Origin of the sequence: Streptomyces sp. SJL17-4 (genome assembly GCF_036826855.1) — a bacterium.
Lineage (GTDB): Bacteria > Actinomycetota > Actinomycetes > Streptomycetales > Streptomycetaceae > Streptomyces.
Genome location: NZ_CP104578.1, coordinates 5,487,056 through 5,512,846, shown reverse-complemented (window position 1 = coordinate 5,512,846; position 25,791 = coordinate 5,487,056). Strand labels below are relative to the sequence as shown.

The 25,791-nt window shown below is 73.5% G+C and carries 23 protein-coding genes and 1 tRNA gene; 14 read left to right on the top strand and 10 right to left on the bottom strand.

Annotation, left to right across the window (positions count from 1 at the left end; all coding sequences use genetic code 11):
• Positions 1 to 2: 2 nt before the first annotated feature.
• Genes N5875_RS24825 through N5875_RS24815 form a run of 3 tightly spaced genes read left to right on the top strand, consistent with a single transcriptional unit; the run spans position 3 to position 2,165 of the window.
• Positions 3 to 1,004, top strand: coding sequence for a sugar ABC transporter permease (locus N5875_RS24825; protein WP_338496064.1), 1,002 nt, complete (start codon positions 3 to 5; stop codon positions 1,002 to 1,004).
• Positions 1,005 to 1,027: 23 nt separating this feature from the next.
• Positions 1,028 to 1,891, top strand: coding sequence for a carbohydrate ABC transporter permease (locus N5875_RS24820; RefSeq protein ID WP_338496061.1), 864 nt, complete (start codon positions 1,028 to 1,030; stop codon positions 1,889 to 1,891).
• A 4-nt stretch (positions 1,892 to 1,895) separates the two neighbouring features.
• Complete coding sequence (locus N5875_RS24815; RefSeq protein WP_318210214.1) at positions 1,896 to 2,165, top strand: hypothetical protein; 270 nt, start codon at positions 1,896 to 1,898, stop codon at positions 2,163 to 2,165.
• Here N5875_RS24815 and N5875_RS24810 read toward each other — a convergent pair.
• The 3 genes from N5875_RS24810 to N5875_RS24800 form a co-directional block, all read right to left on the bottom strand.
• Positions 2,156 to 3,649 carry a cellulose binding domain-containing protein gene (locus N5875_RS24810; RefSeq protein WP_338496058.1) on the bottom strand — a complete coding sequence of 498 codons (1,494 nt, stop codon included), beginning with the start codon at positions 3,647 to 3,649 and terminating at the stop codon, positions 2,156 to 2,158. The two genes, N5875_RS24815 and N5875_RS24810, sit on opposite strands and share 10 nt — an antisense overlap.
• Positions 3,650 to 4,167: 518 nt before the next feature.
• Complete coding sequence (locus tag N5875_RS24805) at positions 4,168 to 5,577, bottom strand: HAMP domain-containing sensor histidine kinase (protein WP_338496057.1); 1,410 nt, start codon at positions 5,575 to 5,577, stop codon at positions 4,168 to 4,170.
• On the bottom strand, positions 5,574 to 6,275 hold the full coding sequence (locus N5875_RS24800) for a response regulator transcription factor (protein WP_318209954.1): 702 nt from the start codon (positions 6,273 to 6,275) through the stop codon (positions 5,574 to 5,576). Before N5875_RS24800 ends, N5875_RS24805 begins: the two co-directional genes overlap by 4 nt.
• 78 nt (positions 6,276 to 6,353) lie before the next feature.
• Here N5875_RS24800 and N5875_RS24795 point away from each other — a divergent pair, with 78 nt between their 5' ends.
• Positions 6,354 to 6,923, top strand: coding sequence for a hypothetical protein (locus tag N5875_RS24795; RefSeq protein WP_338496056.1), 570 nt, complete (start codon positions 6,354 to 6,356; stop codon positions 6,921 to 6,923).
• Between the two features lie 25 nt (positions 6,924 to 6,948).
• Here the strand turns inward: N5875_RS24795 and N5875_RS24790 are convergent, their stop codons facing one another.
• Both N5875_RS24790 and N5875_RS24785 read right to left on the bottom strand, forming a co-directional pair.
• Complete coding sequence (locus tag N5875_RS24790) at positions 6,949 to 7,815, bottom strand: fused MFS/spermidine synthase (RefSeq protein WP_318209956.1); 867 nt, start codon at positions 7,813 to 7,815, stop codon at positions 6,949 to 6,951.
• Positions 7,816 to 7,919: 104 nt separating this feature from the next.
• A complete protein-coding gene (locus tag N5875_RS24785) occupies positions 7,920 to 8,405 on the bottom strand; it encodes a hypothetical protein (protein ID WP_318209957.1) in 486 nt (161 codons plus the stop codon).
• A gap of 226 nt (positions 8,406 to 8,631) precedes the next feature.
• Here N5875_RS24785 and N5875_RS24780 point away from each other — a divergent pair, with 226 nt between their 5' ends.
• On the top strand, positions 8,632 to 9,918 hold the full coding sequence (locus tag N5875_RS24780; protein ID WP_318209958.1) for a tetratricopeptide repeat protein: 1,287 nt from the start codon (positions 8,632 to 8,634) through the stop codon (positions 9,916 to 9,918).
• A gap of 83 nt (positions 9,919 to 10,001) precedes the next feature.
• On the opposite strand, the gene N5875_RS24775 is transcribed toward N5875_RS24780, so the two are convergent.
• A complete protein-coding gene (locus tag N5875_RS24775) occupies positions 10,002 to 10,595 on the bottom strand; it encodes a histidine phosphatase family protein (protein WP_318209959.1) in 594 nt (197 codons plus the stop codon).
• A gap of 193 nt (positions 10,596 to 10,788) precedes the next feature.
• Here N5875_RS24775 and N5875_RS24770 point away from each other — a divergent pair, with 193 nt between their 5' ends.
• The 4 genes from N5875_RS24770 to N5875_RS24755 are packed head-to-tail and all read left to right on the top strand — an operon-like array spanning position 10,789 to position 15,629.
• Positions 10,789 to 11,628: a phosphatase PAP2 family protein gene (locus N5875_RS24770; protein WP_318209960.1), complete on the top strand. Its 840-nt coding sequence runs from the start codon at positions 10,789 to 10,791 to the stop codon at positions 11,626 to 11,628.
• Positions 11,561 to 12,691: a hypothetical protein gene (locus tag N5875_RS24765; RefSeq protein WP_338496054.1), complete on the top strand. Its 1,131-nt coding sequence runs from the start codon at positions 11,561 to 11,563 to the stop codon at positions 12,689 to 12,691. Before N5875_RS24770 ends, N5875_RS24765 begins: the two co-directional genes overlap by 68 nt.
• Entirely contained in the window at positions 12,682 to 14,271 is a 1,590-nt protein-coding gene (locus N5875_RS24760; protein ID WP_318209962.1) for a hypothetical protein, read from the top strand. The genes N5875_RS24765 and N5875_RS24760 overlap by 10 nt, the downstream gene beginning before the upstream one ends.
• Before the next feature lie 2 nt (positions 14,272 to 14,273).
• Positions 14,274 to 15,629 (top strand): AAA domain-containing protein, encoded by a 1,356-nt coding sequence (locus tag N5875_RS24755; RefSeq protein WP_318210192.1) that lies wholly within the window; start codon positions 14,274 to 14,276, stop codon positions 15,627 to 15,629.
• Between the two features lie 96 nt (positions 15,630 to 15,725).
• Here N5875_RS24755 and N5875_RS24750 read toward each other — a convergent pair whose 3' ends face one another.
• Positions 15,726 to 16,364 (bottom strand): peroxiredoxin-like family protein, encoded by a 639-nt coding sequence (locus tag N5875_RS24750; protein WP_338496052.1) that lies wholly within the window; start codon positions 16,362 to 16,364, stop codon positions 15,726 to 15,728.
• Positions 16,365 to 16,435: 71 nt separating this feature from the next.
• Between N5875_RS24750 and N5875_RS24745 the strand changes: the two genes are divergently transcribed.
• The 4 genes from N5875_RS24745 to N5875_RS24730 all read left to right on the top strand — a co-directional run bounded on the left by N5875_RS24745 (position 16,436) and on the right by N5875_RS24730 (position 18,503).
• Positions 16,436 to 17,050, top strand: coding sequence for a TetR/AcrR family transcriptional regulator (locus tag N5875_RS24745; protein ID WP_338496049.1), 615 nt, complete (start codon positions 16,436 to 16,438; stop codon positions 17,048 to 17,050).
• 159 nt (positions 17,051 to 17,209) lie between these two features.
• Positions 17,210 to 17,566, top strand: coding sequence for a hypothetical protein (locus N5875_RS24740; RefSeq protein ID WP_030324811.1), 357 nt, complete (start codon positions 17,210 to 17,212; stop codon positions 17,564 to 17,566).
• A gap of 246 nt (positions 17,567 to 17,812) precedes the next feature.
• The gene (locus N5875_RS24735) at positions 17,813 to 18,439 is read left to right on the top strand and encodes a bifunctional DNA primase/polymerase (protein ID WP_318209965.1); all 627 of its coding nucleotides are present in this window, start codon (positions 17,813 to 17,815) and stop codon (positions 18,437 to 18,439) included.
• A tRNA-Lys gene (locus N5875_RS24730) sits at positions 18,430 to 18,503 on the top strand. The genes N5875_RS24735 and N5875_RS24730 overlap by 10 nt, the downstream gene beginning before the upstream one ends.
• 61 nt (positions 18,504 to 18,564) lie before the next feature.
• On the opposite strand, the gene N5875_RS24725 is transcribed toward N5875_RS24730, so the two are convergent.
• On the bottom strand, positions 18,565 to 19,815 hold the full coding sequence (locus N5875_RS24725; protein WP_338499256.1) for a M6 family metalloprotease domain-containing protein: 1,251 nt from the start codon (positions 19,813 to 19,815) through the stop codon (positions 18,565 to 18,567).
• A 356-nt stretch (positions 19,816 to 20,171) separates the two neighbouring features.
• Here N5875_RS24725 and N5875_RS24720 point away from each other — a divergent pair, with 356 nt between their 5' ends.
• Positions 20,172 to 22,118, top strand: coding sequence for an EAL domain-containing protein (locus tag N5875_RS24720; RefSeq protein ID WP_318209966.1), 1,947 nt, complete (start codon positions 20,172 to 20,174; stop codon positions 22,116 to 22,118).
• Between the two features lie 184 nt (positions 22,119 to 22,302).
• Here N5875_RS24720 and N5875_RS24715 read toward each other — a convergent pair whose 3' ends face one another.
• Positions 22,303 to 23,985 (bottom strand): glycosyl hydrolase family 18 protein, encoded by a 1,683-nt coding sequence (locus N5875_RS24715; RefSeq protein ID WP_338496045.1) that lies wholly within the window; start codon positions 23,983 to 23,985, stop codon positions 22,303 to 22,305.
• 296 nt (positions 23,986 to 24,281) lie between these two features.
• A complete protein-coding gene (locus N5875_RS24710) occupies positions 24,282 to 25,355 on the bottom strand; it encodes an LLM class flavin-dependent oxidoreductase (protein WP_318209968.1) in 1,074 nt (357 codons plus the stop codon).
• Positions 25,356 to 25,791 lie beyond the last annotated feature (436 nt).

The window sequence follows — 25,791 nt, the reverse complement described above, 5'->3', positions numbered from 1 at the left end:
GGGTGACGGAGACCAGGGCCGCCACCGAAGCCCCGGCGCCGGCGAATCCGGTGCGGCCGGCCGGGCCCCTCCCCCCGGCCCGGGCCACGCGCGCGCGTACCCGCTTCTCCCCCGCCCCGTACCTCCTCCTCGCCCCCTTCCTGCTGCTGTTCGCCGCCTTCGGGCTCTTCCCCCTCCTCGCCACCGCCTGGGCCTCGCTCCACCGGGTCGAGTTGACCGCGCCCGGACAGGCCGAGTGGGTCGGCCTGCGGAACTACTCCCGGCTCCTCGACGACGCCTTCTTCTGGAACGCGCTCCTCAACACCGTCACCATCGGCGTCCTCGCCACCGTCCCCCAACTGCTGCTCGCCCTCGGTGTGGCCCAGCTGCTCGACGTGCGGCTGCGCGCCCGCGGGGTCTTCCGGGTCGTCGCGCTCGCCCCGTACGCCACCTCCGTCGCCGCCGCCACCCTTGTCTTCGCGCTGTTCTTCGGGCGGGACCACGGGATGGCCAACTGGCTGCTCGGGACCGTCGGGTTCGGGCCCGTCGACTGGCAGAACGGGCCCTGGGCCTCGCGTCTCGCCGTCGCCTCGATCGTCGTCTGGCGCTGGACCGGCTACAACGCGCTCATCTACCTCGCCGCCATGCAGACCGTCCCGCGCGAGCTGTACGAGGCCGCCGCGCTCGACGGGGCCTCCCGGTGGCGCCAGTTCCTCCACGTGACGCTGCCGGGGCTGCGGCCCGCGCTCGCGTTCACCGGGCTCGTGTCGACGATCGGCGCGGTCCAGCTCTTCGGCGAGCCCCTGCTGTACGGGAGCGGCGCCGGCGCCTCGGGGGGCGCCGACCACCAGTTCCAGACCCTCGGGCTCTATCTGTACGAGCAGGGCTGGGTGAATCTGCATCTCGGGCGGGCCGCCGCCATCGCCTGGGCCATGCTCCTGATCCTGGTCGTGGCCTTCGCCCTCGTACGGCTGCTCCGGCTGCTCCTGCTGCCCCGGCCGAAGCGGTCCGGGAGGGCGGCCTGATGCGGGTCCGGGGAGGTCGTCCGATGCGGACACCGACCAGGGCGGCCGGGACAAGCACCCGGCGGGCCGGCTGGGGCACGTACACCCTGCTCGCGCTCTTCAGCCTCGTCTCCCTCTTCCCGCTCCTCTGGACCGCGGTCGCCGCCTCCCGGACCAGTACCCGGCTCGCGGCCACCCCGCCGCCGTTCCGCCTCGGCCGGAACCTGCCCCGGAACCTCACGATCGCCTGGACCGACGCCCGGCTCGGCGAGGCCCTGGCGAACACCGCCCTGGTCGCCGGGGCCGTCGCCGCCGGCACCGTGGCCTTCTCCACGCTCGCCGGCTTCGCCTTCGCCAAGCTGCGGTTCCGCTTCAAGAGCGCCCTGCTCCTCCTGGTGGCCGGCACGATGCTGATCCCGCCCCAGCTGGGAGTCGTCCCGCTCTATCTGCTGATCGCGCGGCTGCGCTGGACGGACGAGCTCCAGGCGGTGGTCCTGCCCTCGCTCGTCTCGGCGTTCGGGGTCTTCTTCATGCGCCAGCACCTCCAGCGGGCGCTGCCGTCGGAGCTGCTCGAAGCGGCGCGGGTGGACGGGGCGGGGACGGTGCGGACGCTGTGGCACGTGGTGCTTCCGGCGGCGCGTCCGGCGATGGCGGTGCTCGCGATGCTGTCGTTCGTGGCGGCGTGGAACGACTTCTTCTGGCCGGTGCTCGCCCTGACACAGACCGGGAACCCGACGGTGCAGGTGGCGCTCACGGGACTCGGTCGGGGGTACGTGCCCGACCAGTCGGTGGTGATGGCGGGCGCGCTGCTCGGGACGCTGCCGCTGCTCGTCGTGCTCGCGGTGTTCGGCCGGCACATCGTGGGCGGGGTCATGCGCGGCGCGGTGAAGGGGTGGGTGAAGGGGTGAAGCGGTGGGTGACGGGGTGTACGACACCTTCGTCGAGGGCTTCCGCTCCATCGCCGCCGACCTGCCCCGCAACACGCTCCTCGTGTACTCGTTCGACCTGCTCGCCGGGGCCGAGCGGGTCCACGGGAAGGACTTCGCGGACTTCCTGGAGAAGAGCTACGAGCCGGTCGACCGGGAACAGGGGTGCGCGCCCCGGCCGGGAGGTGGGGTGGACCCGGCCGGGGCGCGCGGTGTGGGGGGACTCGGGGGTCCGGGGCCTACTTCCTACTTGTAGGCGGCGAAGGCCTTCGTGAAGGCCAGCGGCTGCTGGAGGATCGAGGAGCAGGTGGCGTCGGCGCGGTTCACGGCACCGTCCGGGCACTGCTTGTCGCGGGTCGAGGACCACATCGAGAGCCAGCCGATGCCCTTCGACTTCGCGAAGTCGACGAGTTGGGTGGCGTCGTCGACCTTGAAGATCTCGGACAGGACGTCGTTGACGCCGATCATCGGGGTGACGGCGACGGCCTTCCAGGCGGCCGCGTCGGAGAGCCCGAGGACGCCCTTGATCTGCGCCTGGGTCGCGGTCGCGGCCTGGATGGCGTACGTGCCCATGTCGGCGCTGTAGGCCGGGCCGTAGTCCATCGCCATGATGTTGACAGCGTCGACGCGGACCCCGTTGCGCTTGGCGTCGGCGAGCAGGTCGACGCCCGGCTGGGTCAGCCCCTCGGGCATGACCGGCAGGGTGAAGGAGACGTTCAGGCCGGGGTGGGACTTCTGCAGCTGGGCGATCGCCTGCGAGCGGCGGGTGTTGGCGGCGGTGTCCGGCAGGGCCGCGCCCTCGACGTCGAAGTCGACCTTGGTCAGCTTGTACTGGTCGATGACCTTGCCGTACGCGGCGGCCAGCGCCGAGGACGAGGAACAGTTCAGGGCCAGCTCGTGCCCCGCGGCGCCGCCGAAGGAGACCCGGACGTCGCCACCCTTGGCGCGCAGGGCGCCGATCTGGGCGGCGACCTTGTCGTTCGCCAGGTCGGTGACCCCGCCCCACAGCGGGGCGCAGGAGCCGCCGGAGGTGATGAAGGCGAGGTTGAACTCCTTCACGCCGGTGGCGTCGGCGGTCGCGAGGAGGTCGTAGGCCGGGTAGAGCGAGGTGTCGACGTAGGGGGCGTACTTGGCGGCGGTGACGGGGGAGCCGGTCGCGGTCGCGGTGGGGGTGGGCGTCGGGGGCGCGGTGGTCGCGGTGGCGGTCGGCTTCGGGCTCGCGGTCGCCGTGGCGGTGGGCTTCGGGGTCGCGGTGGGCGAGGGAGCGGTCGTGGTGGGGCGGCCGCTGGGAGTGGGGGCGGTGCCGCCGGCGGAGCAGGTCGCCTTGTTGATCAGGCAGTTGGCGGGGTCGCCGGCCTGTCCGGCGGCGGAGGTGACGAAGCCGACGGTGACGGACCCGCCGGGCGCGAGCTGCTTGTTCCAGCTCGCGGGTTTCACGGTGACGTGGCTGCCGGAGACGGTGTGCTCGCCGTTCCAGAGGGAGCCGATGGTCGTCCCGGCCGGGAGGTCGAACTCCAGGGTCCAGTCGGACTGGGCGGCGGAGGTCTCGTTGGTGACGACGTACTGGCCGGTGTAGCCACCGGTCCAGGAGCTGGTCCTGGTGTACGCGGCGCCGACCGCGGCGGCCTGGGCCGTACCGGTGAGCGCGAACGCGGCGCCGCCGACGACAGCGGCGGCGACGACCGCTCCGACGGCCTTGGTCCTGGTGCTCGCCCTGCGCCGGTGCGAACTGGTACCCATCGCGTGCCTGCCTCTGTGTGCTGGGGGGTGGGGAGGGGGTGCGGCAGCACGCTAGCGAGCGGAAAACGGACAAACCGGCGTCCGGGGACGCGGGCGGGGATCCTTAGGCTCCGCTTAAGGCAGGCATCGGAACCACGAAAGGTTGGGGCGCGGCCGACGCGGGTCCGGGGTGTGCGACGGACGCCAGGCCGGGTGTGCGGCCCACGCCGCGCCGGGGGTGCGGCCCACGCCGCGCCGGGGGTGCGGCCCACGCCGCGCCGGGGGTGCGGCCCACGCCGCGCCGGGCGTACCGCCCCGCCAGGCCGGGGATGCAGCCGACGCCAGGCCGGGCGTGCCGCCCGCACCTGGCCGGGACGCGGCCGCCGCTGCGCCGGGGATGCGGCCGCCGCGCCGGGGCTCCCGCCTGGCCGGGGTGCGGCCCGCGTCGGGCACCGGTGCCGCCCGCGCTGGGACGGCGTAACGCCCCCGCCAGGCCGGGGGCGCGACCCCCGCCGCGGCGGGCGTACCGACCCGGGCCGTCAGTCCTCGGTGGCCCGGCGGGTGCCGTTGCCGCCGCGTCTGCGGCGGGCCGGGCGGTGGCCGCGGCGGGCGGTCGTGCCTCCCGTGCGGCGGCCGTCGAGCCCGATCCAGATCCGGACCTCCGTGCCGCCGAGCACCGAGTGCCCGATGCGGACGTCGCCGCCCGTGGTCTCCGCCATCCGCCGCACGATGTCCAGGCCGAGGCCCGTGGAGCCGTCCCGGGCGCCGCTGTTGCCCCGGGCGAGCGCGGCGGCCGGGTCCGCGATGCCGGGGCCCGCGTCGGAGACGAGGACGATGACGGCGTCCTCGCCGTTGTGGACGTCGATCGAGAAGGCCGTGCCCTCGGGGGTGTGCCGGAAGACGTTGCCGAGCAACGCGTCGAGCGCGGCGACGAGTTCGGGGCGGGCGACCGGGATGCGGACCGGACGCTCGACGCCCGCGACGCGGACCCTGCGGTCCTCGTCCTCGGCGAGCGCCGACCAGAACTCCATGCGCTCGCGCACCACTTCGGCGGCGTCACAGCCCGCGCCGGGCCCGGTCGCCTGGGTCTGCGGCTTCGCGTCCCGGGCCGTCCGGATGATGGTGTCGACCTCGCGCTCCAGCTGCTCGACGGCCGCACGGGTCTGCTCGGCGGCCGGACCGGAGCCCAGCGAGGCCGCGTTGAGCCGGAGCACGGTGAGCGGGGTGCGCAGCCGGTGGGAGAGGTCGGCGGCCAGTTCCCGTTCGTTGGCGAGGAGTTGGACGACCTGGTCGGCCATCGAGTTGAACGCGACGGCGGCCGACTTGAGTTCGGGCGGCCCCTCCTCGGGGACGCGCGCGCCGAGCCTGCCCTCGCCGAGGTCGTGGGCGGCGCCCGCGAGCCGCTGCGCGGGCCGGACCATCCGGACGCCGAGCCGGTCGGCGACGGCGACGGAGCCGACGATCAGGGCGATGCCGACCCCGGCGAGGACCAGCCAGGCGGTGGCGACCCCGTTGGACACCTCGCCCTCGGGGACGAAGAGTTCGACGACGGCGACCTTGCCGCTGCTGAGCGCGGTGGGCTGGAGCAGCGCGAAGCCGCCCGGCACCTCGGCGATGGACGCGCGGCCGAGCCGGCGGGTGGCGGACAGCTCCTCCTCGCCGGCCCGCCGGGTGCCGATCTCCAGGCCCGGGGCGCCGGGTTCGGCGGCCGGCACATGGACGGCGAGCCGTCCGGCGGCCCCGTCCTCGGTGGTGGCGACGGCCTTGTCGAGCTCCTCGCGGTCGGTGGTGATGGCCAGCACGGGGGCGAGGCCGGCGGCCCGGCGTTCGGCGTTGGAGAACGCCCGGTCACGGGCCATCTCCTTGACGACGAGCCCGAGGGGTACGGCGAAGGCGAGGACGACCATGGCGGTGACGGCGAGCGACACCTTGACGAGCGCCCATCTCACGGCTGGGGCTCCCGGGGCGGCTCCAGCTTCACGCCGACCCCGCGCAGGGTGTGCAGATAGCGGGGCCGGGCGGCTGTTTCGCCCAGTTTCCGCCGCAGCCACGACAGATGTACGTCGATGGTCTGGTCGTCCCCGTACGACTGCTGCCACACCTCGGCGAGCAGTTCCTTGCGCGGGACGACGACACCGGGCCGCCCGGCGAGGAAGGCGAGGAGGTCGAACTCGCGCCGGGTCAGGTCCAGGGGCGCCCCGTCGAGCTCGGCCTGACGGCGCAGCGGGTCGACGGTGAGCCCGCCGACCTGGATCACCCGCGGCGGCGGGGCCTCGCCCGCGCCGGACCTCGCCCGGCGCAGAACGGCGGCCATCCGGGCCGAGAGGTGGTCGACCGAGAACGGCTTCACGAGGTAGTCGTCGGCGCCCGCGTGGAGGAGCCGTACGATCTCCGCCTCGTCGTCCCGGGCGGTCGCGATGATCACCGGTACGTCGGTGATCCCGCGCAGCATCTTGAGCGCCTCCGACCCGTCCAGATCGGGCAGTCCGAGGTCCAGGACGACCACGTCGAACCGGAAATGGGCGACCTCGCGCAACGCCTCCAGGGCCGTACCGACGCTCCGTACCGTGTGGGAGGCCTCGGAGAGCCGGCGGATGAGGGCGGAGCGCACGAACTGGTCGTCCTCGACCACGAGCACACTTGCCATGGGCCGCACCGTACGCCATTCGGGGGAACCTGAGGCAAGGAGCACCCTGCGGTGAGGACGTGGACGGTGTGGTGCAGGATGACCCGGATGCGAAGAGGACTCGTTCACGCCCTGGCCTGGTCGCTCGCCACCGGTGCGGCGGTCACGCTCTCCTGGTGGGGAGTGCACACGGTCATGTCCGGCACGGTGTACGACCCCCCGCGCGCGCTCCCCCTCCCGGCGGGCAGCGCCGGCGAGCCGGACGCGGCCGGCGGCGATCCGCAGTCCTCCTCGACCCGGCGGCCCGAGATCGCCGAACCCACCGCGGCCGTCACGAGGAAGCCGACCCCGAGCAGTGAGAGTTCGGCCCCGGCCACGCCCCCTTCACGGACGGCGCGGCCGACGACGCAGGCGCCTCCCGCCACCACGCCCCCCGCCGACTCGAACGTGAAGACCTACACGGTGGACGGCGGCCGGGTCACCTTCGACCTGGGCGAGGACTCGGCCGAGCTGGTCTCGGCGATCCCCGCCTCCGGCTGGCAGATGCAGGTGTGGAAGCAGCCGAGCTGGATCCGGGTGACGTTCACGGGGGACGGCCGCGAGCTGTCCGTCTTCTGCGTCTGGCACGACACCGCGCCCCGTGTGGAGATCGACGACCGCGCGGTCTGAGCGGACGCCCGGAGCGATCGGCCGGTCAGCGGAAGACGGACGCGGGCGGTACGGGTGAGGGCTTGGCGCTCGCGTCGGTGACCGGCGCCGCTCCCCCGGCGAAGTCGGCGAGGGCCCGCCCGTGTTCGACCCGGCCCGGGTGCGGGTCGGTGGCGACCCGGCGGGTCAGCTCCGCCACCGGCAGCTCCCGGTCGGAGGCGAGCAGCACCGCGTTGCCGAAGCGGCGGCCGCGCAGCACCGTCGGGTCGGCGGCGAGCGCCAGTTCGGGGAAGACGGCGGCGGCGGTGGCGATCTGGCCGCGCAGATGCGTCAGCGGCGGGCCGTCGGCCAGGTTCGCGGCGTACCAGCCGTCGGGCCGCAGCACCCGCCGTACCTCGCCGAGGAATTCGACGCTGGTGAGGTGCGCCGGGGTGCGGGCTCCGCTGAACACATCGGCGATGACGAGGTCGGCCCAGCCGTCCTGGACCTTGGCGAGCCCGGCGCGGGCGTCGGTGGAGCGGACCCGGATCCGGGCCCCGGCGTCGAGCGGCAGCTCGCGGCGGACGAGCTGCACGAGGAGCCCGTCGAGTTCCACGATCTGCTGTGTGGAGCGGGGCCGGGTCGCGGCGACGTACCGGGCGAGGGTGAAGGCGCCGCCGCCGAGGTGGACGACCTGGAGCGGCCGGTTCGGCGGGGCGACGAGGTCGGCGATGTGGCCGAGGCGCCGCTGGTACTCGAAGGTGAGGTGGGCCGGGTCGTCGAGGTCCACGTGGGACTGCGGGGCGCCGTCGATGAGCAGCGTCCAGGCGCGGGGGCGCTCCCGGTCGGGTATGAGTTCGGCGAGCCCGCCGTCGACGGTCTCGACGACGGAGGCGGCGGACGCCGCCCGGTCGCGCTGTTTGTTCCTGGCCACGGGCCCATTATCGGGTCATTCGCCCCGGCCCCGCCCGACGGCCCCGGGACCGCGGCGGCGGCACCCGTGCGGCCGCCGTCAGTGGCCGCCGCCTGTGGCCGCCGTCAGTGGCAGCCGTCCGCCGCCTCGATGAGCCGGGCCGCCTCGCCGAGCGCCTCGCGCAGGACGGCGGGGTCGGTGACGCGGTCGGTGTCGCCCGGGGGCAGCAGCCAGCCGGCGGGGCGGGGCGCGTCCCCGGCCGGTTCGGGCAGTTCCGGCAGCTCGGGGAGGCGCAGGCCGCGGCCGGAGGTCCGGGTGCACGCGCTGCCGGGCATGTCCCAGGCGGCGGCCGTGCCGGGCGGGACGAGGAAGCCGAGGGTGTCGCAGGTGCCGTCGTGGACGACGGGGCCGACGGCGGGGACGGCGCCGCGCCGCAGGATGTCGACGGCCTCGAGGCCCTGCCGGACGGGCACGGTCACCAGGTCCCAGGGTTCGGCGGGCTGCTGGCCCGCGGCCGGAACCGGATTCCGGTCCTGGGGGGTGGGCTGGGACGTGCGGGCGTCCGGGGCGGGCGCGTGCCGCGTGGCCGACTGGGAACCGATCTCCGTCATGGGACCCCTCCTCGCTCCTGAGGAGACACGTTCCGTCTCTCCCTTTACGGTTCAACGCCCGTGCGCGTCAACGGCTACGGCGCCATGCCGCCGCAATGGATGGCAGTTCATGGCAGATCGCAGGCGAGATATCCGATTTGTAGCCAAACCCTGCGTACGCATCCGGTCACAGCAGGTACGTTCCTGTGCTGCCGGACCACCCGGCAGCACAGGAGAGGGCTCGGCCATGGCGATGTCACGGGCAGTTCCCAATCTCGCCTTCCGCCGGCTCCGCGGACAGCATTCGCCGGCGGAGTTCGCCGCGGCGGTCCGCCGGGCGGCGCGGGAGATCGGCGAACAGGTCGCGTGCGACGCCCGCTACATCGGGCGCGTGGAAGCGGGCGAGATCCGTTGCCCCAACTACGCGTACGAACGGGTCTTCCTGCACATGTTCCCCGGTCTGGGTCTCTCCGACCTGGGCTTCTCCGCGCGGGAGACGGTGCGCGGCCGGCGGCAGCCGGTCGCGGCCGGGGCTCCGGCTCCCGCGGCACTCCCGACCCGGAACGATGAGGAGAGCGACGTGCTGCGTCGCGCATTCATGACGAGCGGCTCCGCCACCCTGGCGGCCGCCTCGCTGGGACTCGGCGGCCCCGCCGTCGCGATCCCCGCCCCCCGCGGCACCCACCGGATCGGCGACGCCGAGGTGCGGGCCGTCGAGGACGCCGTACGGCAGATCCGTCTGCTCGACGACCGGCACGGCGCCGACGGGCTCTACAAGGTCGCCGCCCACCCGCTCCGGGCCGCGTACGCGCTGCTCGACACGGGCACCATGACCCGCCGCTCCACCGAGGACCGGCTGCACGCGGGCGCGGGGGAGCTCTCCCTCTCGGTGGGCTGGCTGGCCCACGACTCGGGCCGGCACGACGACGCCCGCTCGCACTACGCCGAGGCCCTCGCCACCGCGCGCGTGTCGGGGAACGCCGCCCTGGAGGCGCACGCCTTCTGCAACACGTCCTTCCTCGCCCGGGACACCGGCCGGTTCCGCGAGGCGGTGCGGGCGGCGCAGGCCGGGCTGCGGGCCGCGCAGCCGCTGGACTCGGCCCGGCTGCTCTCGCTGCTCTCGCTGCGGGAGGCGGCCGCGTGGGCCGGGCTCGGCGACCGGTCGGCCTGTGAGCAGGCCCTCGGCCGCGCCCACGGCTTCTTCGACCGGGGCGCGGCGGACGACGACCCCGAGTGGATGTCGTTCTTCGGGGAGCCGGAGCGGGAGGCCCTGGAGGCCCAGTGCTGGTCGGCCCTGGGCGACTGGGGCCGGGCGGCCCGGCACTCCCACCGGGCCACGGTCCTGCAGAACCCGCACTTCGCGCGGAACCTGGCGCTCTACCGCGCCCATCTCGCCAAGAACCTGGCGCACGCGGGCCGCCCGGACGAGGCCGAGGCCGAGGCGAAGCGGGTGGTGGACTCCCTGGAGGGCATCGCCTCGGCCCGGATCCGCGGGATGCTCATCGACACCCGCCAGGCCCTCGCCGCGTACTGATCGCGCGGAGTCCGCCCGGAAGCGGGGCCCGCCCGGAAAGGGAGCGCCCGGAGAGGGAGCGCCCGGATAAGGAGCGCCGTCGGCTACTCCAGGTGCCCGGTGTCGTTCCAGCGCTCGACCGCCGGGGCGCCGTACGCCCAGCCCAGGACGGACAGGCTCGTCGGGTCGAGGCGGATGCGGGCGGCGAAGGAGACGTCCTCGCCGAGCCAGCGGGCGCCGATCGACCGCAGGATGTGGCCGTGGGCGAAGACCAGGACGTCACGGTCGGCCGAACGGGCCCAGTTCACGATCTCGTCGGCGCGGTCCGACAGCTGCGCCAGGGTCTCCCCGTCCGGCACTCCGTCGCGCCAGATGAACCAGCCCGGCTGGATCTCCTGGATCTGCGGCGGGGTCAGCCCCTCGTACGCCCCGTAGTCCCACTCCATCAGCGCGTCCCAGGGCTCGGCCCGCTCGCCGAAGCCCGCGAGCTCGCAGGTCTCGCTCGCGCGGACCAGGGGGCTGGTGCGCACCTCCACCCCGGGCAGCCCCTGCCAGGGGCCGCGGTGGAGACGCTCACCGAGGAGCTTCGCGCCGCGCCGCCCCTCGTCGAGCAGCGGGATGTCGGTCCTGCCGGTGTGCCGGCCGAGCAGTGACCACTCGGTCTGGCCGTGCCGGGCGAGCAGGATGCGCGGTGCCATGGGAAGGATCTCCAGGGGTTCACGGTGCGGACGTGCTTCACGGAGCGAAGGGCTTCACGGAGCGGGCTTCACGGAGCGGAAGGGCTCTCTCCCATCATCGCCCACGTGGATTCGGGGTGACGTCCGGGCAACCCCCGGGCGGCTTCCGGCGTCCACTCCCCCGGGGCGATCACCGGTTGGGGGGACCTTTCGTATGCGCACGCCACGCTGGTGGGCCGAGTTGTCGCTGATCGCGGTCGTGTACGCGGCCTACTCGGGCGGGCGGCTGCTCGTGCGGGGCGACGAGGCCTCGGCCGTCGAGCACGGCCTCGCGATCCTGCGCCTGGAGCGGCTGCTCGGCATCGACGCCGAGGATCCCCTGAACCGGTTGTTCACGGACGTGCCCGCCCTCGGGATCCCGGCGGACTTCGCGTACGCCTCGCTGCACTATCTCGTCACCCCGGCGATCCTGGTCTGGCTCTTCCGCCGCCGCCCCGCCCACTACCGGGCCGCCCGGACCTGGCTGATGCTCTCCACGCTGCTCGGCCTGGTCGGCTTCACCCTGCTGCCCACCTGCCCGCCCCGGCTGCTCGACCCGGTGTACGGCTTCACCGACACGATGGCGCACTTCAGCGCGTACGGCTGGTGGGGCGGCGAGGCCAGCGCGCCGCGCGGGCTCGGGGGTCTCACGAACCAGTACGCGGCCATGCCCAGCCTGCACGTCGGCTGGGCGCTGTGGTGCGGGGTGATGCTGTGGCGGTACGGGCGGACACCGGTCGCGAAGGCGCTCGGAGTCGCGTATCCGCTGGTCACGACGCTGGTCGTGATGGGGACCGCCAACCACTATCTGCTGGACGCGGTCGCCGGGGCCGCCGTGATGGGCGCCGGTCTGCTCCTCACCCCGTACGTCCTGCGGCTGGCCCGGCGACTGCGCGGGACGGCGGAAGCGCCCCCGGTTGTCAGTGGTGGATGCGAGACTTCCACGGGTGAGCGCATCCCCGGACAGCGGTCTGTCCCGATCTCCGCAGACGACACGTCGGCACCTGCTCGCTGAGCTGCGCGGACCGGCCACTCCGCCGCGTCCGCTGGACGCGCGGGCCCTCGCGGCACTGGCCGCCAACCCCGGCTGCCGCCGCCGGGCCCTGCTCGACGGCGCGGGGGTCGACAAGTCCGCGCTGGCCGCGAAGCTCGGCTCGCCGGCCCCCTTCGGGCAGTCCCAGTTCGCGATCGTGCGGGGCAACTCCTTCGAGGCGAAGGTCAAGGCGGACGGCGGCCGCGAGCTGCTGCGCCTGATCGGCGTCGAGGAGCCCGGGACGGTGTCCGTGCCCGAGCTGGCGGCGGCCGGGCCCGAGGGGCGGGTGGCGCGCACGGCCCTCGCCCTGCGGGAGGCGACCGCGGCCGGCGGGTGGACGCTGCTCGACCACCCGCTGCTCGCCCTGGAGGTGGCGGGCTCGCCGGTGTATCTGGAGCCGGACGCGGTGGTGGTCCGTCCCGACGGCGGGTGGACGGTCGTGGAGATCAAGTCCTTCCCGATGGTCGACGGCGCGGCGGACGCGTCGAAGGTGGGCGCGGCGGCCCGGCAGGCCGCCGTGTACGTGCTCGCGCTCGAACGGGTGGCGGCGGTGACCGAGGGCGCCCGGGTCGCGCAGTCGGTGCTGCTCGTCTGCCCGAAGGACTTCTCCAACATTCCGACGGCCTCGGTCGTCGACGTGCGCAAGCAGCGGTCGGTCACCCGCCGCCAGCTCGACCGGCTGACCCGGATCGACGAGATCGCGGCGGCCCTGCCGGAGGGCGTCAGCTTCGATGTGGCGGAGCGCTCGGCCGAGGAGCTGACGGCGGCCGTGGAATGCGTGCCCCATCAGTACGCGCCGGAGTGCCTGGCCGCCTGCGAGCTGGCCTTCCACTGCCGGTCGCGGGCCCGGGAGGCGGACGCGGTGGAGACCCTCGGCCGTTCGGTACGGGGTGAGCTGGGCGGCCTGACCACGGTCGGCGCGGTCCTCGCGGCGGCGCGCGGCGAGGAGGGCGACCCGGAGGACCCGGCGGTGGCGGCACTGCGCAGGGCGCGGGCGCTGCGCGAGGAAGCACTGTCGGGAACGGGGGCGCGGGTATGTCGCTGATCTCCACCCTCGCCCGGATGGAAGCCGTCGAGTCCGGCCGGGCGCAGCCCCTCGCGACCGTCCGGCACCGGCGGGTCTCCGAGCGGCCGCTCGTCCTCGTGCCGCTGACCACGGCCGGTGAGGCGGGCGCCCCGCTGGGCGCGCTCGTCGGCACCGACCCCGAGGAGCCGCGGCTCCTGGTGGTGGCCCAGCCCCGGGACCGGGACCTGCGGTTCGCGTTCCTCGCCGATCTGGCCGAGGAGGTCCTGCCGTACATCGACTCCTTCACTGAGGACGTCGAGGCGGCGGAGAAGAGCGAGGTCGACCCGGAGACCGGCAAGAAGGTGAAGGTCGAGGTCGAGCTGTGCGCGGACGCGCCGCAGTTGATCGTGCCGAGCCGGGCGGGCATCGAGTACGTACGGCTGCTCGGGCGGTCGACGCGGTTCCGGCGGACGGCCGAGCAGGACCCGGAGACGCCGTTCCCGGCGCCGCCGCGCGTCCCGCTCCTCGGGCGCTGGCTGACGCACTTCGGCGACCGGGCCCGGGTGCCGGGCTCCTCGCTGCTGCTGTCGGCGACCGATCTCCTCAACCGGCACTGGGCGACCGGCCAGTCCTCCCTGGAGGACCAGCACCTGGGCGCGCTGCTCGCGTGGATCGACCCGTACGACAGTGAGCCGGGCGCCGAGGCGGCGCTGCGGGCCGAGGTCGGGCGGGACTCCGAGGGGCAGTTGCTGTGCCCGCCCGCCGGTCCCGCCACCGATCCCGCCTTCGACAACCGGCTCCTCGCGCCCGCGATCGAGCGGTACGACCGGGCCCGGCAGGCCGTCGGCGGCGCCGAGGACGGCGAGGCGGCCGAGCGCGGTCTCGGCGAACTGCACCGGGCCGAGCGGGAGCTGCGCCGGCTGGTCGTCTCTCAGATGAAGCCGACCTGGGACGCGGTCTGGCGGGCGATCGGCCTGCTGCGGGAGCTGCCGGAGGGCGCCAGGGTCGAGGACCGCTGGACCCGCGACCGCTGGTCCTTCACCGCCCACCGGGACCGGGTCACCGCGGGTGAGCCGCCGCAGCCGCGCCGGGACGACGCCGTGACGGCGGCCCGGAAGCTCGCCGCGCGCGAGCAGGCGCAGGGCCAGCTGGAGGCGCAGGAGGCCCTCGACGATCCGCTGGTGCTCGCCGGACGGCGGCTCGCGGGCGAGGCGTTCACGGCGGAGGTGGTCGAGGTGACGATGGCGTGGACGGAGTCCAAGCGGCCCGCGCCGCGCCCGCTGCTCACGGTCCGCACGGAGGACCGGCCGCACCTGGGCGAGAAGGTGAAGGTGTACCGCTCGCTCGACGGGAAGCCGCAGTCGGCGGAGTTCGTGCGGTACGAGGAGGACGGGGCGCTGCTGCTGCGGCTCCTCGACAAGATGGGCCGTTCGAAGGAGCCCGCGGAGGGTTCGGTGCCGGAGAAGGGCGAGCGGATCGCCTGGACGCTGTTCGAGCACGACCAGCGGGTCGGGCCGCAGCTGCCGGAGGCGGAGGAGACGCCCTGGACGCACGGCGGTCCGCCCCGGACCGACGTGGTGGAACTGCCCGACGCCGTGACCGCGGAGGACGTGCTGTGACCGTGTTCGACCTGTCGTCGGAGGCCACCGGGACCTTCGATCCTTCGGCGGCGGCCGGGAAGGCGACGGCCGGCATCCTGGCCGACACCCTGCACGGCACCGCGCGCGGTGTCGTGGTGGACTCCCCGCCCGGCGCCGGGAAGTCGACGCTCGTGGTGCGGGCGGCGCTCGAACTGGCCGCGGCCGGACGCCCCCTGATGGTGGTGGCCCAGACGAACGCGCAGGTGGACGATCTGGTCCTGCGACTGGCCGAGAAGGAGCCGGACCTGGAGGTCGGCCGGCTGCACTCGAACGACAGCGACCCGTACGACAAGGCGCTCGACGACCTGGAGAACGTACGGAAGTCGGCGAAGGCCGGTGAGTTGACCGGGCTGCCGGTGGTCCTCTCGACGGCGGCCAAGTGGGCGCACGTGAAGAACGTCGAGCCGTGGGCGCACGCGATCGTCGACGAGGCGTACCAGATGCGCTCGGACGCGCTGCTCGCCGTGGCGGGGCTCTTCGAGCGGGCGCTGTTCGTGGGCGACCCCGGGCAGTTGGACCCGTTCTCGGTGGTGGGCGCCGAGCAGTGGGCGGGGCTCTCGTACGACCCGTCGGCGAGCGCGGTCTCCACCCTGCTCGCGCACAATCCCGAACTGCCGCAGCACCGGCTGCCGGTGTCCTGGCGGCTGCCCGCCTCGGCGGCGCCGCTGGTCTCGGACGCGTTCTACCCGTTCACGCCGTTCCGCAGCGGCACCGGGCACGGTGACCGGAAGCTCTCCTTCGCGGTCGCGTCGGACGGTTCGGGTCCCGACCGGGTGCTCGACGAGGCGGCGGAGTCGGGCTGGGGCCTGCTCGAACTGCCCGCCCGGCACACCCCCCGCACCGATCCGGAGGCGGTCGGCGCGGTCGCCGTCGTGGTCCGCCGGCTCCTCGACCGGGGCGGGGCGGCGGTCTCGGAGCGCTCGGAGACCCCCGTACCGCTGACGCCCGACCGGGTCGCGGTCGGCACCGCCCACCGCGACCAGGCGGCGGCGATCCGGGCGGCCCTCGCCGACCTGGGTGTCACCGGCGTGACGGTGGACACCGCGAACCGGCTCCAGGGGCGTGAGTACGACGTGACCGTCGTCCTCCATCCGCTGTCCGGGCGCCCCGACGCGACCGCCTTCCACCTGGAGACGGGCCGGCTGTGCGTCCTGGCCTCCCGGCACCGGCACGCGTGCGTCGTGGTCTGCCGGGCGGGCGTCACTGACCTGCTCGACGCCCACCCGTCGACCGATCCGGTCCAGCTGGGCGTCGCCGTGTCGTTCCCGGACGGCTGGGAGGCGAACCACGCGGTCCTCTCCCACCTGGAGGAACACCGGGTCGCCTGGACACCCTGAGTTCTCCCGGATGCCCTGAGCTCCCAGGATGCCCTGAGCTCCCCGGGTGCCCCGAGTTATCCCGGGCGCTCTGAGTTCTCCCGGGCGCCCTGAGCTCTACGGGGCCGGTTGCGCCGCCAGGGTGAGGAGTTCGTCGACCGACCACTGGTCGTAGACGTGCTCGCCGTACTTCGCGGCGGTGATACGGCCGTCCGGTGCGATCAGGAAGTCGGCGGGGAGGCCGAGGCGGCCGGCCGGCTGCGAGGTGGCCGGCAGCCGGCCCCTGCCCCGGAGCAGGTCCGCGGCGTCGCGGAGGACGCCCCCGACGATCGCGGGCCAGCCGCGCGGGTCGAGCAGGGCCCGGCGGTGGGACTCCACGCCGAACTCGGCGTACAGCACCTTGTCGGGGTCCGCGACGACGGCGAACGGCAGGTGGGCGACGTGCTCGCGGAGTTCCTCGGCGGGCGAGTGGAAGAACACGAACTCCCGGATACCGGCCCGCTCGATCTCGTCGTGGCGCTGGGCCACCGAGCGCAGGTGGAGGTTGCAGACGGGGCAGCCCGCGAAGCGACGGAACTGCACGTGGGTGGTCCGTCCGGGATCGGGGAGGGTCAGCGCGGGGCCGGTCACCGGGGTGAGGGTGCGGCTCGGCACGAGGTCGCCGGGGGCCGGCCGGGTGCGGGGCGGGATCGCGGAGGACATCGCGGAGGACGTCGCGGGCGAGGTCGCTGAAGAGGCTGTCTGGGGCATGCGCATGGGACACCATCCTCGTAGGCGTACGGCGTACTCCTAACAGCGTAGGCGTAGGGCGTACGCTGTCAACCGTCATGCCACGACCCCGCTCCCTCACCCCCGACCGGCTGGCCGCCGCCGCCCTCGCCGTCATCGACCGCGACGGACTCGCCGCCCTCTCGATGCGCACCGTCGCCAGGGAACTCGGCATGAGCCCCATGGGGCTCTACCGCTACGTCGCCGACCGCGAGGAGCTGGAAGGGCTCGTGGTCGACCGCGTCCTGGGCGACCTCGACACCTCCGCGCCCGCCGCGGACGCGCCCTGGCGGGACCGGATCGAGACCATGGTCGGGCGGCTGCGCGACGCGGTCGTCCGCCACCCGGAGGCCGTCCAGCTGACCCTCACCCACCGGCACCGCGCACCCGGCGGCCTGCTCTGGTCGGAGACCGTGCTCGGCATCCTGACCGAGGCCGGCATCGACGGCGCACGACGGGTCGTCGCCCTGCGCGCGCTCCACGGGTACGTCACCGGGGCCATCCAGCTCGAACACCTCGGCCCGCTGGCCGGAACCGGCACCTCGGCCATCGCCGCGCTGCCCGAGGACCGGTTCCCGTATCTGACGCAGACCGCGCGGACGGCCGGCGAGGTCGGCCCGGACCAGGAGTTCTTCGGCGGCCTTCGACTGCTGCTGCGCGGCCTCGACGGCTGACCACGCCCCGGCCCCCGACGCCCTCTTGCGGGGCGCGGGACAATGGAAGACGGCCCGGGGTTCCGGGCCGCCCGTGTGCGAAGAGCCCGTGTGGGAAGAGCCGGTGCGCGATGCGCCGGTGCGTACGGCGTGAACGTGAGCGTGAAGAGGAGAGCGACGATGGCGGAACCCGCGGAGCGAAGTGGACAGCGGCGGCTCAGGCCGGCACCGCTGGTCTTCGAGCCTGCCGAGGCGACCGCCGACCCGGAGCACTTCTTCGACCTGGAGTCGATAGAAGATCCGCGGGAGCTGCTGTCCCGCGCGACGGAGCTGACGCTGGCGTTCCGCGCGGCGACGGACCGGGCGACCGAGTTCCAGGCGATCGCGGCGGCGCAGCTGGCGGATCCGCGCCGGTTCGACCGTCTGACGCCGGCGGACGTCGCCGAGCGGGCGCAGTGGACCGAGGACTACGCCCGGAAGATGATCGAGTTCGGTCGCGATCTGATCAGGACGAACGGACGCCCGGCGGAGGACTGAGCCCCGGACGGGCCCTCGGCCGGGGCTCAGTCGGCAGGGCTCCTCGGCAGGGCTCTCCGACAGAGCTCCCCGGCAGAGCTCCTCGGCCGGACTCCTCGGCCGGACTCCTCGGCGGGGCCCTCCTGGTGGCCGAAAAAGCACCCCTGGCATATGCCGGGGGTGCACGATACTCCTCACCCTCCCCCGCTGTCCGGAATTCCATGAACTCTCGGCGACCGAACTGTGACAGCCGGTAGATCTGGAGGCATGACGACGTGGACGCGCGACGAGGCCCCGCACGACATCTTCCGGTTCCTCCGGGAGGGCGACGAGGGACGGCACCAGACCGCCCGGGTGACCGCCGACGGCGCCTCCTGGCTCGCCTCCGCCACCGGGAGCCGTGAGGCCGCGCTCACCCGCTGGGAGTCCCGGCCGGCCTCCCCGGCGGCGCTGCCCTGCGGATCCGTCTTCGACGTCGTCAACGTGGACCCGGTCTTCGGCCGCCGGATGCTGGACCGGCTGTGGGAGGAGGGCCCGGGTTCGGGCCCGGTCGCGGTGCACCGGGGCCGGATGATGCTGTTCGCCGCGCCGGGTACGGCCCAGCGGCTGCCGGCCCTGCTCGAATGGGAGGAATGGAGCGACGCCGTCTCCCGGCCGCTCTGTCACGGGATCGGGGACGCCGTGACCGTGCCGCCGCTGGTGCCGTCCGGCTCCACCGGGCCCCGCTGGCTGGTGGCGCCCGACACCCGGAACCCCTGGCTGCCCGGCCCCGAGGTCATGCTCTGGGCCTGTGTGCGGGCCGTCCGGGCGGCTTCCGCCGCCGACGTGCGGGTATCGATTTTTCCTCCCGCCGATCCGGGTGCTAATGTCTACGACGTCAGCAGGCGCCGCTAGCTCAGTTGGTTAGAGCAGCTGACTCTTAATCAGCGGGTCCGGGGTTCGAGTCCCTGGCGGCGCACAGACGGAAGAAGCCCCTCGCGGAAGCGAGGGGCTTCTTCGTGTTCGAGGACGGTGCGCGCTCAGTCGACGGCGGGCGGGGTGATCCTGACCGTCCAGGCACCCGTCCCGGTGCGTTCCGTGACCTCCACCCGTACCCCCGCCCCGGGCACGGTGAGCGTCTCACCCTCCTCCAGCGGGGCGTCCGCGAGCGGCGGGTAGACGGAGCGGTCCCAGCAGGCGTCGGTGCGCGGGTGCGCGTCGACGACCTCGACGGGGCCGTCGCCGGAGGCCGTGCCGCCCCGGACCCGGTAGACGAGGACGCCCTCGGTGCAGGTCTCGGCGTTGTTCCCGGCGCTGCCCCGGGCCTCGACCGCGAGGACGCTGTCGGGGCCCGTGCGGACCACGGCGAGCCGGGTGCCGAGGCTGGCTCCGGCCGCCGGCTGGGCGTCGGTCGGCTCCAGGCTCACCATCCGGGGACCCGTCCCCTGGACGCAGGCGATCTGGGCCTGGGAGAGCCAGCCGAGCTTCCACTTGTGCCAGCCGAAGAGGTCCGGGGAGAGACCGAACTGGCTGCCCATGACGTCCCAGTCACCCACATGGGTGTCCCAGTCGCCCTTGCCGTCCGCCGGGCGGTGGTAGAGGTCGGGCAGGTCGAAGACGTGCCCGGTCTCGTGGGCCAGGACGTTCCGGTCGGGTGGATGCCGCTCGAAGACCGTGACGACCCGCTTGATCTCGGTGCCGTCGACCTCCATCGGCTTCTCGAGGTTGACGACCTTGGTCGCGTCGGAGTCCACGCCGGGCGCGTCCGGGTCGGCGACCAGGTAGACGATGTCGTACCGGGAGAAGTCGACGCTCGCGTCGGCGGCGCCGATCGCGTCCCGGAGGTAGGCGGCGCGCTGTCCGGCGTCCCAGTCACGCCGTATGTCGTACGCGCTCGACTCCTTCGGCATCGGGGTCCAGGCGGGCTGGATGTGCGGGCGCAGGCTGAAGCGCCCGTAGGAGGCGCGGGCGAAGTACTCGCTGGTGGCGGGGAAGTGGTCGGCGGCGAGTTCGGCCGGACCGGTGAGCGGCTCGGCGTCCGGGAACGACAGGAAGACCATGACCGCGTCGAGGGGGCGGTCGGGGCGCGGATACGACCTGTTCCAGGTGTCGAGGCCGAGCGAGTGATGGGCTGCGGTACGGGGCAGGGCGCAGGGGCCCGCGGAGGGAGCGCCGACGGCGGGGCCGGCGACGAGCCCGGTGGCGGCCAGGGCGGCGAACGAGGTGAGGGCCGCCGCGCCGGCGCGCAGCCGCGAGCGTTCCACTCCCCCGGGTGGCTGCTGACCCCTCACGTGGACCTCCGGATCGGGAATGCGGGACACCCCACCCACCTTGTGATGGTTTGCGACGTTTCGCACGTTTCCGCTGCCCCGGTCGGGTGAGGGCGCGCCACGGGGTCGACGCGACACGAGCGCGCTTCAGCTCACAGAAAGTCACATTCGGTCACATCGTCGTCGACCCGTGTCAGACCCGCGCAGAAACGATCGGGCGGGGTGCTTCCGTGGGCGGTCTCACAGGGGCGGGCGCTCCCCGGAGACCCCTCGGAGCTGGAAGGCTCCCCCGCACGGGCTCTATGATCGGCACACTCTTCCTTGGCCGACCGTCCCGACCACATGTGACCGGCCCGACTGCACTACGGGAGCGAGCGGTGAGCGGAACCCCCGAAGGACCGGTGCACCCAGAGCCGCCGGAGACGCGCGCGGCGGAAGTCGCACTCACGGAGCGTCACCCCCCGTACGGCACGGAGCACCGCGTCGGCTGCTCCCCCTCCGAACTCCGGGACTACCGCGCCGCGTTCCGTGTCGCCCAGCTCGCGATGGCCGTCGTCGACCAGGAGGGCGTGGTGGTCGTGGCCAACGACTCCTTCGGCACCCTCCTCGGCGCCGAGCCGGAGGCCCTCCGGGAACAGGCCGCCGCCGATCTCGTCGACCTCGCCTCCGACGGGCGCACCTGGCACGCGTACCGCGAGGTGCTGCGCGGCCGGCGCTCCCGCTTCCGCTGCACCCGCCGCCTCAAGCACGCCGACGGGCGCTCGCTGTGGGCCGAGGTCACCGTCGCCCCGGTCCCCGACAGCCGGCGCGTCCTGCTGTCGATCGCGGACATCAGCGACCGGCGCGAGCTCCAGGCACGGCTGCGGCACCTCCAGATGCACGACCCGGTGACCCGACTGCCCAACCGCGCCCTGTTCTTCGAGCGGCTCTCCGCCGCCCTGGAGGCCTCGGCGCAGGACGCGGCGGACCTCGCGAGCGCCGCGGCCATCGCGGGCACCGCGAGCGCCCCGGTCACCGCGGGCATCACGAGCCCAGGCGAAACGATCAGCTCGTCCTACGAGTCGTACGGGTATGGCAGAACAGGGCGGATCGGTCTCTGCTATCTCGATCTCGACGGCTTCAAGGCCGTCAACGACACCCTCGGCCACCGCGTCGGCGACCGGCTCCTCGCCGCCGTCGCCGCCCGCCTGACGGAGTGCGCGGACAGCGACGGCTACACCCGCAGCGGCGGCCTTCTCGTGGCGCGGCTCGGCGGGGACGAGTTCGCGATCCTGGTCGAGGACTCCACCGGCACGGAGCAACTCGCCGACCTGGCCCGCTCGGTGCTGTGCGCGCTCCAGCAGCCCTTCGACCTGGGCGGCCAGCGGCTCTCGGTCTCCGCCTCGATCGGTGTGGTCGAGCGCTCCGGGTCCGGCACGACGGCGACGGCCCTGATGCAGGACGCCGACACCACGCTGTACTGGGCGAAGGCCGACGGCAAGGCCCGCTGGACCCTCTTCGACCCGGAGCGCAACGCGCACCGGATGACCCGGCAGGCGCTCTCCTCCACCCTGCGCCCGGCCGTGGAGCGCGGGGAGTTCGCCCTGGAGTACCAGCCGCTGGTGGATCTGGTGGACGGCGCGGTGCGCGGGGTGGAGGCCCTGGTGCGCTGGAACCACCCGCAGTTCGGCGTCCTTCCGCCGAATCGGTTCGTCGGGATCGCCGAGGAGGACGGCTCCATCGTGGAGCTCGGCCGCTGGGTGCTGCGGACGGCCTGCCGGCAGGCCCGGCAGTGGCAGAAGGACCATCCGCGCGAGCGCCCGATCTTCGTCAGCGTCAACGTGGCCGTCCGTCAGGTCTGGGACTCCGACCTGGTCGCCGACGTGGCCGGGATCCTCGCGGAGACGGGTCTCGCGCCGCACCTGCTCCAGCTGGAGCTCACCGAGTCCGCCGTGATGGGCTCCGCCGGGCGCCCGCTCCAGGCGCTCCAGGCGCTGAGCGACATGGGGGTGCGGATCGCGATCGACGACTTCGGCACCGGCTACTCGAACCTGGCCTATCTGAGCCGGCTGCCGGTCTCCGTGCTCAAGCTGGACGGCTCCTTCGTCCGCGGCTTCCAGGACGAGGAGCACGCCAACCCGGCCGACGAGCTGATCGTCGAGGCGCTGGTGCAGCTGGCGCACCGGCTGGGGCTGACGGTCACCGCCGAGTGCGTCGAGACCTCGGGGCAGGCGAGCCGGCTGCGCAGGATCGGCTGCGACACGGGGCAGGGCTGGCTGTACTCGCGGGCGGTGGCGCCGGACCGCATCGCGGAGCTGATCGGCACGGAGCCCCTGCCGGTCTGAGGCCCGTACGTCGCGGGTACGGGCCCGGGGCACGGAACCGTCTCCGGCCGGAGGCATGGAACTGCCCCCGGCCGGAGGGACATTCCGGGCGGGGGCAGTGGTTCATGCGGGGTTCAGCGGGTCACGTGGGGCCAGTGGCTCACATGGGGTCAGTGGCTCGCGTGGGGCTCCGCGGGTCGGGGCCTCAGCAGGCGCCCTGGTCCTTCCAGACACCCCACTCGCCGGTGGTGCCGGGGGTCTCGTTCTGGGTCCACCACTGGGCCAGCCACTTGCGGCCGTTGTGGGAGACGACCGTGCCGCCGTTGTAGACCGTGCCGGCCACGTACGCCGGGACCGAGCCGCAGCCCGTGGGCGGGGTCGTCGGCGGGGTGGTCGGGGGCGTGGTGGGCGGGGTGGTGGGAGGCGTCGTCGGCGGGGTGGTGGTGGAGCCGAGCGCCGTGTTGATCTGCTTCAGCAGGGTCGCGTTCTCGTCCAGGCCGAGGAGCGAGTACATCATCGCGCCGGCCAGGCCGCGCTGCTTGGCGTAGTCCACCCGGGCCTGGATGGAGCGCTGGTTGAGACCGGTGAAGAACTCGCCGTCCTTGTAGAAGTACGAGGCCTTGGCCTGGTCGTCCCAGAAGGTCGTCGACGCGTTGTCGACGATGCCGCCGAGCTCCTTGTAGTGCGCGATGCCGGCCTGCTGGCTGAGCGGGCGGGCGTTGGAGCCGCCGGTCGCGGTGCCCGCGAGGCCGTTGGCCGACCCGGCCGGGACGCCCTTCCAGCCGCGGTAGTAGAACTCGTAGCCCAGGGTCAGCTTGTTGGCGGGGAAGCCGCCGGCGATGCCGTAGGCGGGCTTGCCGTCGATCCAGGAGTCGATCGCGTTGTCGATCGAGTACTTCTCGGTGCCCGGGGCGATCACGTCGGTCGGGTCGTTCGAGCCGGAGTGGAGCGGGGACTGGTGGTACGTCGGCCCGTCGCCGTCCCAGGCGCCGTGCATGTCGTACGTCATGATGTTCGCGTAGTCGAGGTACGCGCCGATCTTGTCCGTCTCGATGTACTTGATCTTGTCCTGGCCGGCCGGGAGGGCCGCGGTCAGCAGGTACTTCTTGCCGCCGTTGGCCGCGCCGTACTCGTCGAGCTGCTTGCGGAACTCGGCGAGGAGCAGCGTGAAGTTCTGCTTGTCCTCGGGGCCGTAGTGGTTGCCCAGGTGGCCGCCGGAGGAGCCGGGGTACTCCCAGTCGATGTCGATGCCGTCGAAGATGCCGGCCGCCGTGCCCGCGCCGCCGAAGCCGCCCTCGACCGGCAGGTTGCCCTTGAGGTACTGGTCGATGCAGGAGGAGACGAGCTTCTTGCGGCTCGCGTCCGTCTTCGCCGCGTCGTGGAAGTACTTGGAGTACGTCCAGCCGCCGAGCGAGATGTTGATCTTCAGGTGGGGGTACTTCGCCTTCAGTTCCTTGAACTGGTTGAAGACGCCCACGATCGGCTGGTCCCACTTGTCGGCGACGCCGTCGACGCTGTCCGCCGCGCTGAAGGACTTCTGGTAGTCGGCGTAGGAGTCGCCCGCACCGTCACCCGCGTTGGGGTTGTTGTCGTCACCGGCGGCCTTGTTGGCCATGAAGCAGGTGAGGTTGGTGGGGTGGATGTTGCCGAACGAGTAGTTGATGACGTCCAGCTGGCCCGCGATGCCCCGGGTGTCGAGGTGCTTGGGGTAGAACGCGTTGCCGTAGACGCTCCACTGGTCGTAGTACGCGATGCGCACACCGCCCGCAGCGGCAGTGGTCGTCGTGTCGGCCGCCTGGGCGGAGCCGAGGCCGACGGTCGCCGCGAGGGCGCCGGCGGCGAGGGCCGTGCTGAGGAGCGCGGCGATCAAGGGCTTACGGGGGTGCACGTGCGGCCTCCATCGGGGGGAGTGCGGGGGTGGTGCCGTACAGGAGCTGGAGCAGTGATAACCGGCGCGTGAACAGTGCGTCAATGGTCTGAACCAGATTGAGGACTAGACCAATTGGAGAGAGAAAGGCCTTGTCAGAGCCGCGCAGCACAAAACGGAACCGCCCGCCACCATCGGTGACGAGCGGTTTAAGGTTCACTTAGGGGTGGACGGGGCCGGATCCGTGCAGGAACCAACCGGCCTCGGGAACCAGGGTTTTTACCCGACCGTCCCCGGCCCGGAACAGCCCTCGCGCCCTACTCCTCCGGGAGCTCGGGGAGTTCGTACGCGTCCGCGATGAGCTCGTAGCTCCGCAGCCGCGCCTCCCCGCCGTGCGCGTTGGCCGTGATCATCAGCTCGTCCGCGCCCGTCCGCTTCCTGAGGTCGTCCAGGCCGGTACGGACCTCGTCCGGGGTGCCGTACACGATGTTCGCCAGCCAGTCGTTCACGAACTCGCGCTCGGCGGGGCTGAATCCGTACGCCTCCGCCTCCTCCGGCGTCGGGACGAGACCGGGCCGGCCGGTGCGCAGCCGGAGCATCGCGAGGGCGCCGGAGAGGACCTGGCGGTGGGCCTGCGCCGCTTCGTCGGCGGCGAGCGCGGAGACGCCGATCATCGCGTACGGCGCGTCGAGGACCTCGGAGGGCCGGAAGGACTCCCGGTAGAGGTCGAGCGCCGGGATCGTGTTCCTGGCCGAGAAGTGGTGGGCGAAGGCGAAGGGCAGCCCGAGCAGGCCGGCGAGACGCGCGCTGAAGCCGGACGAGCCGAGCAGCCAGATCGGCGGCCGGCCCTTCGGGCCCTGCACCGGGCCGGGCACGGCGTGGATCCGGGCGTACCGGTGACCGTCCGGGAAGTCGTCGTCCAGGAACCGGGTCAGCTCGGCGAGCTGCTCCGGGAAATCGTCGGCGCCCTCGTTCAGGGTGGCGGTGCGGCGCAGGGCGGCGGCGGTGGCTCCGTCGGTGCCGGGCGCGCGCCCGAGGCCGAGGTCGATCCGGCCCGGGGCGAAGGCCTCCAGGGTGCCGAACTGTTCGGCGATGACCAGCGGGGCGTGGTTGGGCAGCATGACGCCGCCCGAGCCGAGGCGGATGCGCCGGGTGTGGGCGGCGAGGTGGGCCAGGATCACCGCCGGGGACGAGGAGGCGACGCCGGGCATGGAGTGGTGCTCGGCCACCCAGTGCCGGTGGAAACCGCGCCGCTCGGCGAGCCTGCTCAGCTCGACGCTGGTGGCGAGCGCCTGGGTGGCGGTCCTGCCGCTGCCGACGGTCACCAGGTCCAGCACGGACAGCGGCACGGGCGCGGAGCCCCGCGCCTCTCCTCGAATAGCGTCGGTCACCTTCGGGACCCTCCTCGGCACACGTACGGACTCATGAGCGACCCATGGTCCGGCTGAACGACTTCATGGCTCGACCGAACGACCCATGGATCGGCTTGGACTCGGTGACAACAGGAGGGTGTCTCCGTTTATTCCGCGGGCCTCCCGACGCTTCTCGGCCACCGACAGGGCCGGAAGGTGACCGGAAGGACCGCTACCGCGTCCGTTTCCCCATAAAAAATCTCGCGTTCCCCCAGGGCCGAACGCACGCGCGAGCCCCCTCGCGCACAGCCCTGACCTGAGACTCTGTGGGGCACCCATGACCAGGGCATATGCCAGCGGGGTGCACCCCAGCCCAGGGCCCGGATGCTCCGCATCATTCTCGCCAACAGCCGCCCCGTAAACGGTGCTTGGCGGCTATCGTGGTACGAAAGCTTGCGGTCACAACCTGGTAGGG